Origin of the sequence: Halomonas sp. CKK8, from assembly GCF_029625235.1 — a bacterium.
GTDB classification, from domain to species: Bacteria; Pseudomonadota; Gammaproteobacteria; order Pseudomonadales; family Halomonadaceae; genus Halomonas; species Halomonas ventosae.
In genome coordinates, this window is record NZ_CP121193.1 from 2,678,825 (window position 1) to 2,692,328 (window position 13,504).

8 protein-coding genes are annotated in these 13,504 nt (G+C 67.1%); 1 reads left to right on the top strand and 7 read right to left on the bottom strand.

Going from position 1 to position 13,504, the window contains the following annotated elements; translation table 11 throughout:
• Positions 1-80: 80 nt before the first annotated feature.
• Both P8934_RS12710 and P8934_RS12715 read right to left on the bottom strand, forming a co-directional pair.
• On the bottom strand, positions 81-1,403 hold the full coding sequence (locus tag P8934_RS12710; protein WP_278031369.1) for an HlyD family type I secretion periplasmic adaptor subunit: 1,323 nt from the start codon (positions 1,401-1,403) through the stop codon (positions 81-83).
• Positions 1,400-3,103 carry a type I secretion system permease/ATPase gene (locus tag P8934_RS12715; protein ID WP_278031370.1) on the bottom strand — a complete coding sequence of 568 codons (1,704 nt, stop codon included), beginning with the start codon at positions 3,101-3,103 and terminating at the stop codon, positions 1,400-1,402. Before P8934_RS12715 ends, P8934_RS12710 begins: the two co-directional genes overlap by 4 nt.
• A gap of 230 nt (positions 3,104-3,333) precedes the next feature.
• Between P8934_RS12715 and P8934_RS12720 the strand changes: the two genes are divergently transcribed.
• Positions 3,334-5,202 carry a cellulose binding domain-containing protein gene (locus P8934_RS12720; RefSeq protein ID WP_278031371.1) on the top strand — a complete coding sequence of 623 codons (1,869 nt, stop codon included), beginning with the start codon at positions 3,334-3,336 and terminating at the stop codon, positions 5,200-5,202.
• Between the two features lie 82 nt (positions 5,203-5,284).
• Here the strand turns inward: P8934_RS12720 and sucD are convergent, their stop codons facing one another.
• The 5 genes from sucD to P8934_RS12745 all read right to left on the bottom strand — a co-directional run bounded on the left by sucD (position 5,285) and on the right by P8934_RS12745 (position 13,408).
• Positions 5,285-6,157: a succinate--CoA ligase subunit alpha gene (gene sucD, locus P8934_RS12725; RefSeq protein ID WP_133635189.1), complete on the bottom strand. Its 873-nt coding sequence runs from the start codon at positions 6,155-6,157 to the stop codon at positions 5,285-5,287.
• Entirely contained in the window at positions 6,157-7,323 is a 1,167-nt protein-coding gene (sucC, locus tag P8934_RS12730) for an ADP-forming succinate--CoA ligase subunit beta (RefSeq protein ID WP_106230157.1), read from the bottom strand. The genes sucD and sucC overlap by 1 nt, the downstream gene beginning before the upstream one ends.
• Before the next feature lie 139 nt (positions 7,324-7,462).
• Positions 7,463-8,902: a dihydrolipoyl dehydrogenase gene (lpdA, locus tag P8934_RS12735; RefSeq protein ID WP_278031372.1), complete on the bottom strand. Its 1,440-nt coding sequence runs from the start codon at positions 8,900-8,902 to the stop codon at positions 7,463-7,465.
• 49 nt (positions 8,903-8,951) lie between these two features.
• On the bottom strand, positions 8,952-10,538 hold the full coding sequence (gene odhB, locus P8934_RS12740) for a 2-oxoglutarate dehydrogenase complex dihydrolipoyllysine-residue succinyltransferase (protein WP_278031373.1): 1,587 nt from the start codon (positions 10,536-10,538) through the stop codon (positions 8,952-8,954).
• 41 nt (positions 10,539-10,579) lie between these two features.
• Positions 10,580-13,408, bottom strand: coding sequence for a 2-oxoglutarate dehydrogenase E1 component (locus P8934_RS12745; protein ID WP_278031374.1), 2,829 nt, complete (start codon positions 13,406-13,408; stop codon positions 10,580-10,582).
• Positions 13,409-13,504 lie beyond the last annotated feature (96 nt).

The window sequence follows — 13,504 nt, forward strand, 5'->3', positions numbered from 1 at the left end:
CTACTCAACCTCAACGGCCCAGTCCAGGGCCGCGTGCCCGCACCGGACAGGCGCATGCCCCGGTAGCACCCAGCGCCGGACTAGTTGGCGCGCAAGGCACGCGAGAGCATGTCCTCCAGCGGCCTGAGCAGGTAGCCGGCCAGGGTGCGCTCGCCGGCCTGCAGCCTCACCTCCACCGGCATCCCGGCCCTCAGCGGCATGGCCTCGAGGCCCGCCCCGGCCGCTTGCGACGCGAGCCGGACCCGGGCCCGGTAGAAACGACGCCCCGAGGCCTCATCCCGCTCGCTGTCCGCGGAGACCCGTACGACCCGCCCCTCGATGCTCCGGGTACGACGCCGGTTGTAGGCCGTGAAACGTATCTCGGTGGGCTGCCCCACGGCCACCCGGTCGATGTCGTGGTCGGCAACCCGCGCCTCGACCACCAGGGGGTCCGACTCGGGCACCAGTTCCAGCACCATGGCCCCCGGCTCGATGACCGCACCCGGCGCATGCACCGCGAGGCCGACCACGATCCCCGAGACCGGGGCCGTGATCACCGCCCGCCGCCGTTGCTCCTGGAGGCGGGCCAGGCGCTCCTCGGCATCGGCGACGCGCCGGCGCGCCGCATGGAGGGCCTCGCCGACCTCTTCCCGGAAGGCCTCGCGGCGCCGCTCCGTCTCCCGGGCATTCTCCGTGATGCGTGAGGCGAGGCGAATCCGCTCGAGACGGTAACCCTCGACGCGCCCCTGCTCCTCCAGCAGCTCCCGCTCCAGCTCGTTGAGCCGCTGCCGGTCACTCAGCCCGTCCCGGTACAGCGAGCCCAGCGCCTCGACCTCCTCGCGCAGGTTATCGAGCCGGCGTGCAGCGATATCCGCCTGTGTGGCGAGCCCCGCGATACGCTCCCGCAGCCGGTTGTTCTGCTGCGTCAGGGCCTCCCGCTCCTTCGCCTGGGAGAGGCGTCGAACATGGAAGAGCCCGAGCTGCACCGCCATAATCCGGCTGGCCTCCGGGTCCCCGGCATCGACCAGTGCCGAGGGAAAGCTCGGCCGCGCCTCGCCGCCCTGCTCGGCCGCCAGCCGCGCCTCGGCGGCCAGGGCCAGGCGATGGCGGGTGCGGGCGACCTCCAGCCGCCGCTCGAGCAGGGCTGTCTCCAGCACCACCAGCGGCTCGCCCTGCGCCACGCGGTCGCCCTCCGCCACGACGATGCGGTCTACAACACCGCCGGAGGGATGCTTCACGGCCTTGTTGGAGGAGGCGGCCACCAGCTGGCCGGGCGCGATGACCGCCACCGCCAGGTCGGCCGTTACCGCCCAGCCGCCGACGCCCCCGAGGCAGAGCAGCAGCACGAGCAGGCCAAAGCGGCGCGTCCAGTGGTCATCGACCGGCGGCGACGGCACGCCGGCGACGTCGTGATCCCGACTCATGGGGCGTCCCCCCCCGGCGCTCGCTGGCGCGACGCGGCGAGACGCGCCAGTACCCGATCCCTGGAACCGTTGAGGGCGACGCGACCGTCTTCCATTACCAGCAGCGTATCCACCTGGCGTAATACGCCCGTGCGGTGACTGACCACCACCAGGCTGACGCCCTCCTCCCGGAGTCGCTGCAGGCTCCGGGACAGGGCTCGCTCGCCCTCCAGGTCCAGGTTGGCATTGGGCTCGTCGAGCACCACCAGCACCGGGTCGCCATGCAGTGCCCGGGCCAGGCCGAGGCGCTGGCGCTGGCCGGTGGAGAGTTCGCTCCCCGCGGCCGAGAGCCGGGTATCGTAGCCATCGGACAGGCGCAGGACCGTCTCGTGCAAGCCGGCGCGCCGGGCCGCCGCAATCACCCGCTCGGACCTGACCTCTCCGAACCGGGCGATGTTCTCGGCGATGGTGCCGTCGAAGAGCTCGATGTCCTGGGGCAGGTAGCCGATGTGGGGACCGAGCGCCTCCCGGTCCCAGCGGGCGATGTCGGCGCCATCCAGGCGTACGGTCCCCACCTGGGCGGGCCAGATGCCGAGCAGGACGCGTACCAGGGTCGACTTGCCCGACGCGCTGGGCCCGATCACCCCGAGTTGCTCGCCCGGAGCGATGACGAGGCTCACGCCTCGCACGACCGGTTCCCGACTGCCCGGTGGACCTGCCGTGACGGCCTCGGCCACCAGGCGGCCGGCCGGTCTCGGCAAGGCCATCCGCTCCCCTTCCGGCTCGCCGTCGGCAAGCAGCCTCTGGAGGCGATGGTAGGCCGACCGAGCGTTCATCAGGTCGCGCCAGTGGGAGGCCATCTGGTCCACCGGGGCCAGGGCACGCCCCATCAGGATGGATGCCGCAATCATCATGCCGGGCGTGATCTGCTCATCGAGCACCAGCAGGGCCCCAAGGCCCAGGATCAGGGACTGGAAGAGCAGCCGCAGCACGCGGGTCAGCCCGGAGAGGAGCCCGGCCCGGTCGCTGGCACGCGACTGGGCCGCCTGCCAGCGCCGCTGGTCGCCCCGCCAGCGCCGGCCGAGGGCGGGGCCCATCCCCATGCCCTGCAGTACCTCGGCATGGCGCAGGTGGGTCTCCACCCTGCCTCTCGCCGTGGCCTGCTCGTTGCCGGCCGCCTGGAGCAGCCCGCGGGTGAGTCGCTCGGCGAGCAGCAGCAGGAGCAGCAACACGCTTCCCGAGAGCAGGGCGAAGGTACCGAGCCAGGGGTGGAACAGGAACAGCAACGCCAGGTAGAGCGGCACCCAGAGGATATCGAACAACGCGACGAGACCACCGCCGGCCAGCGCCTGACGCAGGGCAGCGAGGTCATCGAGCGGCCAGGCGGAGGGCGTGGCCTGCCGCAGGGCGCGCGCTACCATGGTCTGGTGGAGCCCTTCGTCCAGTCGGGTCTCGAGACGGTTGCCCACCCGGACCAGTACCCGAGCCCGCACCCCCTCCAGCAGGCCCATCACGATGAAGAGGAAGAGCACCACCAGGGTCAGCAGCAGCAGCGTCTCGCGGCTCCCCGTGGTGATGACACGATCGTAGACCTGCAACATGTAGAGCGCCGGGGTCAGCATCAGCAGGTTGATCACCAGGCTGAATCCTCCTACCCACAGCAGGGAAGAGCGACAGGCACGCAACACCCATGGCAGGGACGATCGCGTCACTCCTTTCATGTTTTTCGGCGCATAAGTTGACGATGAATCATTGGATTTTGACACCATCATTTCTACATTAACGGGTGACAATACCTCAACGTCATCATGACTTGAAGCGTCCATTTCCTTTAATGAACTGTCCCTAAATAGAGACACAACAGGCTGATTGGCAAGGGGATGATCCTGCAGGTGACTGAAGCATTCGGGATATAATCCGTCTCTTAATCGCGACAAACAGGAGCATTAACATGGCCTCCATCCACGATATCGATACCGGAACCTCGGCCGAGAAGATCAATGAATTGATCCGTGACGCCGAGCCGGGGTCGACCCTGAAATTCGCCGCCGGCAACCACCTCCTCGACGATGCGCTGCGGGTCGAGCGCTCGGACATCGCCCTGGTGGGAGCCGGCTCCGGCGACACCACCCTGACCTTCAGCGACCGCGCCCTGGAGCGAAACGATGACCACGCCATCCACCTGGACGGTTTCCGCACTCGCTTCCAGGGCCGGCTCGAGGCCGATCTCGACGAGGGGGACCGGCGCCTCTCGCTGGATCGCGACCATGGACTGGCCCCGGGTGACACCGTGAGGCTCTGGCAGGACAACGACGACGCCTTCTTCGATGCCATTGGCGACACGTCCTGGCGGCGGGTGGAGTACGCGGAGCTGCGCACCAGCATGGCCCGGGTCGAGGCCGTGGAGGGCAACGACGTCGTGCTGGATCGCGGGGTGCACTTCGCCTTGGAGGCAGGCGAGACCCGACTGTCCCGCCTGGATAGCGTCGACGACGTCAGGCTGGAAGGCTTCAGCGTCGCCTTCGAGCTGGGCGAGCCCGATGCGGGGCTCTTCAACAACACCCTGGATGCGCTGAGCGGCTATGATGCCGTGCTGCTGGAGGGCACCGTGGGCACGCAACTGGCCGACCTCGAGGTCCGCGATGGCCCCTCCACCGCCTTTCGCTTCTCCAAGACCCTGGACCCCGTGGTCGAGGAGCTCGGGGCCCATGGCGCCTTCAACAAGGGCAGCGGCGGCAACGGCTATGCCGTGGAACTCCACGAGAGCTATGACGGCACCTTCACCGGTCTCGAGGATTCCGGCATGCGTCACGGCCTGACCTTCGCCTCCTGGCGCTCCTCGGTGGGCAACGATATCGAGGTGGCCTTCACCGATCGCGATATCAACTTCCACGGCGGCCAGGATCACGACAACCGCGTGCGCGTCGAACAATCCATCCGCGACCCCGAGACGGACGACCTCTCCCCCTCGCTGTGGATCAACCAGGGCGGCGAGAGCTTTGGCGCCATCACCGACGCCGAGGCCAACGAGGTGATCTTCGACTACCTGATCGGCTCCCGCCGCTCGGATGAGATCGAGGGGTCAGACGACGGCGTCTACCTGAATGGCGGCTCGGGCCACGACAGCCTCACCGGCGGTGCCGGCAATGACATCCTTCAGGGCGGCCCCGGCAACGACTGGTACGACGGCACCGACCTCCTCGATGGCGGCGCGGGCGTGGATACCGCCCGCTATACCGAGGACTACGACGACCACCAGGTGTTCGTCGGCGAGGAGGAGACCGTCATCCTCGGCCAGGGCAGCCAGGACACCCTGGTCGACATGGAGTTTGCGGTGTTCGGGGACGGCACCACCCTGCACCTGGCCTCGGGCAACGCCTTCCACGGCGAGCCCCTCGAGCGCCCCGAGCCGGATGCCGTGCTGGAGGGCGATGGTCTGCTGCCGGGGGTGGTCGACGAAGGCACCGAGCTGCTGGTCACGGGCAACACCACCAGCAGCTGGTCCTCGGGCTATGTGGCGGAGCTCTTCGTCCAGAACCTCTCCGACGAGGAGATCGTCGACCCTCGGGTACGCTTTGACCTGCCCGCCGAGATCGACACGCTGTGGAACGGTCGCGTCGAGAGCGCCGACGGCGGCTATAGTGTGCGTGACGATGATCCCGGCACCCTGGAGCCTGGCGAGGCCTGGCGCTTCGCCTTCAAGGCCTACGGCGACGACCAGTCCCTGCCGGATACCCTTCAGGCCGAAGCCAATGGCAACAGCCTTCAGGTCCAACTGCTGGGTATCGGCGACAGCCCGGTCGAGGAGGTGCTCGGCTGAGCCGAGATGTCGGCCGGCCCCATACGCGAAGAGGGCACCCGAAGGTGCCCTCTCGCGTTGTCGCCTGCTGCAGGTGAACGGCTTACCAGCCGGTCGCTTCCTTCAGCGCATCGCCGATCTCGGCCAGCGAACGCACGGTCTTCACGCCCGCGGCTTCCAGGGCAGCGAACTTCTCGTCCGCGGTGCCCTTGCCGCCGGCGATGATGGCACCGGCGTGGCCCATGCGCTTGCCGGGAGGTGCGGTGACGCCGGCGATATAGGAGACCACCGGCTTGGAGACGTTGGCCTTGATGTAGGCCGCCGCCTCTTCCTCGGCGGTGCCGCCGATCTCGCCGATCATCACGATCGCCTCGGTGGCCGGATCCTTCTCGAACTGCTCGAGGATGTCGATGAAGTTGGAGCCCGGGATCGGGTCGCCGCCGATGCCCACGCAGGTGGACTGGCCGAAGCCGTGGTCGGTCGTCTGCTTGACGGCTTCATAGGTCAGGGTGCCGGAGCGCGACACGATGCCGACCTTGCCCGGCTTGTGGATATGGCCCGGCATGATGCCGATCTTGCACTCGCCCGGGGTGATCACGCCGGGGCAGTTAGGGCCGATCAGGCGCACGCCCAGCTCGTCGCACTTCACCTTGACGTCGAGCATGTCCAGGGTCGGGATGCCCTCGGTGATGCAGACGATCAGCTTGATGCCGGCGTTGGCGGCCTCGAGGATGGAGTCCTTGCAGAACGGGGCCGGTACGTAGATCACGCTGGCCTCGGCGCCGGTCTCGGCCACGGCTTCCTTGACGGTGTTGAACACCGGCAGGCCCAGGTGCTCCTGGCCGCCCTTGCCCGGGGTCACGCCGCCGACCATCTGGGTGCCGTAGGCGATCGCCTGCTCGGAGTGGAAGGTCCCCTGTCCGCCGGTGAAGCCCTGGCAGATGACCTTGGTGTTCTTGTCGATCAGGATGCTCATTACTTGCCCTCCGCTGCCTTGACGACCTGCTGAGCCGCATCGGTCAGGCTGGTAGCAGCGATGATGTTCAGACCGCTGGACGCCAGCTTCTCGGCACCCAGCTCGGCGTTGTTACCTTCCAGACGCACCACCACCGGCACGTTGACACCGACCTGCTCGACGGCACCGATGATGCCCTCGGCGATCATGTCGCAGCGCACGATGCCGCCGAAGATGTTGACCAGTACGGCCTTCACGGAATCGTCGGAGAGGATGAGCTTGAAGGCCTCGGCCACGCGCTCCTTGGTGGCACCGCCGCCCACGTCGAGGAAGTTGGCCGGCTGGCCGCCGTTGAGCTTGATGATGTCCATGGTGCCCATGGCCAGGCCGGCGCCGTTGACCATGCAGCCGATGTTGCCTTCCAGGGCCACGTAGTTGAGCTCCCAGGCGGCCGCCTCGGCCTCGCGCTCGTCTTCCTGGGACGGGTCGCGCATCGCCTGCAGGTCCGGGTGGCGATAGAGGGCGTTGCCGTCCAGGTTGATCTTGGCGTCGAGGCAGTGGAGGTTGCCCTCGTCGGTCACCACCAGCGGGTTGATCTCGAGCAGCGCCAGGTCCTTGTCGTGGAACAGCTTGGACAGGCCCAGGAAGATCTTGGTGAACTGCTTGACCTGGTTGCCGGTGAGGCCCAGGGCGAAGGCCAGCTCACGTGCCTGGTAGGGCTGGGCGCCGACCAGCGGGTCGATCTCGGCCTTGAGGATCTTCTCGGGGGTCTCTTCCGCGACCTTCTCGATCTCCACGCCACCCTCGGTGGAGGCCATGAACACCACGCGACGGGTGCCACGATCGACCACGGCGCCCAGGTAGAGCTCGTTGGCGATGTCGGTGCAGGTCTCGACCAGGATCTTGGTGACCGGCTGACCGTTCTCGTCGGTCTGGAAGGTCACCAGGTTCTTGCCCAGCCAGGACTCGGCGAAGGCCTGGGCCTCCTCCGGGCTCTTGATCAGCTTGACGCCACCGGCCTTGCCGCGGCCGCCGGCGTGGACCTGGGCCTTGACCACCCACTTGTCGCCACCGATCTTCTTGCAGGCTTCCGCGGCCTCCTCGGGGGTGTCGACGGCGAAGCCCTTGGAGACCGGCAGGCCATAGTCGGCAAACAGCTGCTTGCTCTGATACTCGTGAAGGTTCATCGATTCATGCCATTGGTTGCATGTGACTCGAACGATGACACGGCTCGCGGCCTCTGGGCAGCGGTCGCCGTGTCACCACCGTTCGCCTCCGATACTTGGCCGGAAGCGATGCGCCACCTGCCGGTGGCGCTTGTTGTCCTTACTTCTTCTTCTTGCGGTTGACCATGTGGATGGCATGGCCCTCCACCGCCAGGGCGGCCTCGTGCACCGCCTCCGACATGGTCGGGTGGGCGTAGCAGGTCAGCGCCAGGTCCTCGGCGCTGGAGCCGAACTCCAGGGCTATCACGCCCTGGGCGACCATCTCGCCGGCGTGCTGGCCGACGATATGCATGCCCAGCACGCGGTCGGTCTCGGCGTCGGCGATGATCTTGGCCTGCCCTTCGGTGGCGTTGTTGGCCATGGCGCGGCCGCTGGCGGCGAACGGGAAGGAACCCGTCTTGACCTCGATCCCCTTGGACTTGGCCTCCTGCTCGGTCAGGCCCACCCAGGCCACTTCCGGGAAGGTGTAGATGACGTTGGGGATGGCGTCGTAGTTCATCTCGGCCTTGTGGCCGGCGATGATGTCGGCGACCATCACGCCCTCTTCCGAGGCCTTGTGGGCCAGCATCGGGCCGCGCACGCAGTCGCCGATGGCGTAGACGCTCGGCACGCTGGTGCGGCACTGGTCGTCGACGTGAATGAAACCGCGCTCGTCGGTCTCGATGCCCACACCGTCGGCGATCACGCCCTGGGTGTAGGGCTTGCGGCCGACGCAGACGATCAGCTTGTCGAAGGTCATCTCCTGCTCGCCCTTGGCGTCGGTGTACTTGACGACCACCTCCTCGCCCTTGACCTCGGAGCCGGTGACCCGCGCGCCCAGCCGGATGTCCAGGCCCTGCTTCTTGAGCAGCTTCTGGGTCTCCTTGGCGATGGCCCCGTCGACCATCGGCAAGAAGTCATCCATGGCCTCGAGCACGGTGACCTCGCTGCCCAGGCGGCTCCATACGCTGCCGAGCTCCAGGCCGATGATGCCGGCACCGATCACGCCCAGGCGCTTAGGGGTCTCCTGGAACTCCAGGGCGCCGGTGGAATCGACCACCAGGCCTTCCTTCAGCGGGGTCGGCGGGATCTCCACCGGCACGGAGCCGGCCGCGACGACGATGTTGTCGGCATCATAGGTGGTGGTCTTGCCGTCCTGGTCGGTCACCTCGACCTGCTTGGAGGAGACCACCTTGCCGGTACCCTGGATGGCCGTGACGCCATTGCCCTTGAGCAGGCCAGCCACGCCACCGGTCAGGTTCTTCACGATGGTGTCCTTGCGGGCCATCATCTTCTTGACGTCCATGCTGACGTCACCCGCCTGGATGCCCATGTCGTCGAAATCGTGCTTGGCCTCGACGAACTTGTGGGAGGCCTCGAGCAGCGCCTTGGAGGGGATGCAGCCCACGTTCAGGCAGGTGCCACCGAACACGGGCTTGCCGTCCTCGCTGATCCACTTCTCGACGACAGCGGCCTTGAGCCCCATCTGGGCAGCGCGAATGGCGGAGACGTAGCCGCCGGGGCCCGCACCGATCACGATCACATCAAACTTGTCAGCCATGTTGGCTCCTTCGTTGCTTGTCGCTGAAGAACGTAGTGGGTCCCGCGGCTCAGATGTCCAGCAGCAGGCGTGCCGGATCCTCGAGCAGCTCCTTGATGGTGACCAGGAACTGTACCGCATCCTTGCCGTCGATCATGCGGTGGTCGTAGGAGACCGCCAGGTACATCATCGGACGGATCTCGACCTTGCCGTTCACCGCCATGGGCCGCTCCTGGATCTTGTGCATGCCCAGGATCGCGGTCTGCGGCGGGTTGAGGATCGGCGTGGACATCAGCGAGCCGAAGATGCCGCCGTTGGTGATGGTGAAGGTGCCGCCCTGCATCTCGTCGATGCCCAGCTTGCCGTCACGGGCCCGCTTGCCGAAGTCGACGATGCCCTTCTCGACGTCGGCGATCTTCATGCTGTCGGTGTCGCGCAGCACCGGCACCACCAGGCCACGGTCGGTGGAGACGGCGACGCCGATGTCCTGGTAGCCGTGGTAGACGATATCGGTGCCGTCGATGGAGGCGTTGACGTCCGGGAAGCGCTTGAGGGCCTCGCTGGCCGCCTTGACGAAGAAGCCCATGAAGCCGAGCTTGACGTCGTGCGCCTTGAGGAAGGTGTCCTTGTACTGGGCCCGCAGGTCCATCACCGCGCCCATGTCCACCTCGTTGTAGGTGGTGAGCATGGCAGCGGTCTGCTGGGCCTGGACCAGGCGCTTGGCGATGGTCTGGCGCAGGCGGCTCATCGGCACGCGCTTCTCGGGGCGCTCGCCCTCCACGGCCGGGGCCGCGGCGGCGGCCGCCTGGGCGCCACCGGAGGGCTTGCCGGACGGCTTGGCAGATTTCCTGGCAGAACCTTCCTTCACCGCGCGCTGCACGTCCTCCTTGAGGATGCGGCCACCCTTGCCGGTGCCCTCGATGGCATTGACGTCGAGGTCATGCTCGGCAACCAGCTTGCGCGCGGCAGGGGCGAGGATCTTGTCGCCCACCGTCTCGTCGCTCGCGCCGTCGTCGGCGGAGGCCGCAGCCTTGCCTTCGCCGACCTCAGGCCCGGCACCGCCGCCGGCACCTTCGCTGAAGGTCGCCAGCACCTGCTCGGAGGTCACCTGGCTACCCTCTTCGGCCTTGATCTCGGCGAGCGCCCCGTCGGCCGGGGCGACGACCTCCAGCACCACCTTGTCGGTCTCGATCTCGGCCAGCACCTCGTCGCGCTTGACCGCCTCACCGACCTGCTTGTTCCAGCTGGCCACGGTGCCTTCCTGGATCGACTCGGGGAAGGTCGGCGCCTTGACCTCGTGGGTCTTGCCGCTGGCCGCCGGCTTGGCCTCGGCGTCGTCCTGCTTCTCGGCCTTGGCGTCGTCCTTCTTCTCGGCCTTGGCGTCGTTCTTGGCCGCCGGCTTGTCGCCGCCCTCGGCCTTGCCCTCGCCGATCCTGCCCAGCACCTGCTCGGACTCCACGGTGTCGCCCTCTTCCACCAGCACCTCGCTGAGGGTGCCGGCCTCGGGGGCCACGACCTCGAGCACCACCTTGTCGGTCTCGATCTCGACGATCAGCTCGTCACGCTCGACGCTGTCGCCGGGCTTCTTGTGCCAGGCCGCCACGCTGCCCTCGGCGACGGATTCCGGAAAGGTGGGTGCCTTGATATCGGTAGCCATGTCGTATCCCTTGTCTGTTCTCTCTCGTCCCGGTGGGCGCCTCAGAGGTTGAAGGCGTCTTCCACCAGCTGGCGCTGCTGTTCGGTATGCACGGACATGTAGCCCGCCGCGGGTGCCGCGGATGCCGGGCGACCGGCGAACTTGAGCTTGCCGCCCAAGCCGTCACGCAGCATGTCAGCCACGGCCCGCATGTGGTGCTGGCTCGAATACCAGGCGCCCTGGTTGAGCGGCTCCTCCTGGCACCACACCACGTCGGTGACGTTGGTGTAGTCCTTGATGGCCTCCAGCAGTTCCTCCTTGGGGAAGGGGTAGAGCTGCTCGATGCGCAGGATCGCCACGTCGTCGCGGGCGTTCTCCTCGCGCCAGTTGGCCAGGTCATAGTAGACCTTGCCGGCGCAGAGGATGATGCGCTCGACCTTGCCGGCCTCGAGGTTGCCCTGGTCGGGCAGCACCATCTGGAAGCCGCCATGGGCCAGCTCCTCGATGGTCGAGGTCGCTGACTTATGGCGCAGCAGGCTCTTGGGCGACATCACCACCAGCGGCTTGCGCAGCGGGCGGATCACCTGGCGGCGCAGCAGGTGGAAGATCTGCGCCGGGGTGGTCGGCACGCAGACCTGCATGTTGTGCTCGGCACACAGCTGCAGGAAGCGCTCGAGACGCGCCGAGGAGTGCTCCGGCCCCTGCCCCTCGTAGCCGTGGGGCAGCAGCATGGTCAGGCCACACAGCCGCTCCCACTTGGTCTCGCCGGAGGAGATGAACTGGTCGACCACCACCTGGGCGCCGTTGAAGAAGTCGCCGAACTGGGCTTCCCAGACGATCAGGGCGTTGGGCATGGTCGTGGCGTAGCCGTACTCGAAGGCCAGCACCGCCTCTTCCGAGAGGAAGGAGTCGTGGATGGTGAAACGCGGCTGGCCATCGGCCATGTGCTGCAGCGGCACGTAGGCACTGCCGTCCTTCTGGTTGTGCACCACCGCATGGCGGTGGGAGAAGGTGCCGCGACCGACGTCCTGGCCGGTGATGCGCACCGGATGACCCTGGTCGAGCAGCGTGGCGTAGGCCAGGGTCTCTGCGAAGCCCCAGTTGACCGCCAGGCCGCCGGCCTGCATCTTGCGCCGGTCGTCGTAGATCTTGGCCACCTGGCGCTGCACCTCGATCCCGTCGGGAATCTCGCACATCCTGCCGGCGAGGCGCTGCAGACGCTTCATGTCCACGGTGGTGTCGGCATGGCCGGTCCATTCATGGCCCAGGTAGGGGGTCCAGTCGACGAACAGCGACTTGTTGGGCTCCTGCACCAGGGCGTTGGCCACGTGGTTGCCGGCCATCAGGTCGTCGCGGTACTTCTCCATCATCGCCTTGGCGTCGTCGTCGCTGAGCAGCCCCTCACCGACCAGCCGCTCGATGTAGCGGGCCCGCGATGACGGATGTTCCCTGATCTTGCTGTACATCATCGGCTGGGTGCCGGAGGGCTCGTCGGCCTCGTTGTGGCCGCGGCGGCGGTAGCACACCAGGTCGATGACCACGTCGCGATTGAACTGCTGGCGATAGTCCAGCGCCACCTGGGTGGCATGCAGCACGGCGTCGGGGTCGTCGCCGTTGACGTGGAAGATGGGCGCCTGGACCATCTTGGCGATGTCGGTGCAGTACTCGGTGGAGCGCGAGTCCTGGGGATGCGAGGTGGTGAAGCCCACCTGGTTGTTGATGACGATGTGCACCGTGCCGCCGGTCTTGTAGGCACGGGTCTGAGACATCTGAAAGGTCTCCATGACCACGCCCTGGCCGGCGAAGGCCGCATCGCCGTGGACGTTGATCGGCAGCACCTTGTTGCCGACCGGGTCGTCCCGACGGTCCTGTCGGGCCCGCACCGAGCCCACGACCACCGGAGCGACGATCTCAAGGTGGGAGGGGTTGAAGGACAGCGCCAGGTGCACCTCGCCGCCCGGCGTCATGACGTTGGAGCTGAAGCCCTGGTGGTACTTGACGTCACCCGAGCCACGCTCGATGACCTTCTTGCCATCGAACTCGTCGATCAGGTCCGATGGGTTCTTGCCGAGGATGTTGACCAGCAGGTTGAGGCGACCGCGGTGGGCCATGCCGATGACCACTTCCTTGGTGCCGTAGCCGCCGGCACGCTGGATCAGCTCGTCCATCATCGGGATGAAGGCTTCGCCACCCTCGAGGCCGAAGCGCTTGGTGCCTGGGTACTTGGAGGCCAGGTAGCTCTCCAGGCCCTCGGCGGCCGTCAGGCGCTCCAGTACGTGCTTGCGCACCTCGGGGCTGAACCTGGGCGCCGAGCGCACCGACTCGAAGCGCTGCTGCAGCCAGCGCTTCTCCTCGGTGTCGACGATATGCATGACCTCGCAGCCAATGGAGCGGCAGTAGGTCTGCTCAAGCGCGCTGACGATCTCCTTGAGTGGCGCCTTGTCCAGGCCCATGAAGAAGGAGCCGGTCTGGAACTCGGTATCCAGGTCGGCCTTCGAGAGCTGATGGAAGGAGAGGTCGAGATCGGGGACGGGAGTGGGGCTGCGCAGGCCAAGCGGGTCGATGTCGGCCTTCTGGTGCCCGCGGAAGCGATAGGCGTTGATCAGCTGGAGAACCTTGACCTGCTTCTTGTTCTCGCCACTGTCGGCAACGGCCTGGGCAGTACGCCGGTGCTGGCCCAGCTGGTAGAACTGCTCGCGGATCGGCGAGAGCGGGACATCGTGACTGGCCCCGCCCTCGGGTCGCGGCAACTGGTCGAAGTACTGGCGCCATTCGTCGGGAACGGCGGAGGGATCATCGAGGTACTGTTCGTAGAGCGCTTCCACATAGTGGGCATTGCCGCCACTCACGTGGGAGGAGCGCCACATCAACTCCATTATGCCTTGTTGCATCTCTTGGTCACCCTGCACTGATGGGGTGGTATCGGCGCCGACACGACTCGACCGCATCGACATCGGTGGTGCCCTGCCGGAGGAAGGGCATCCTGA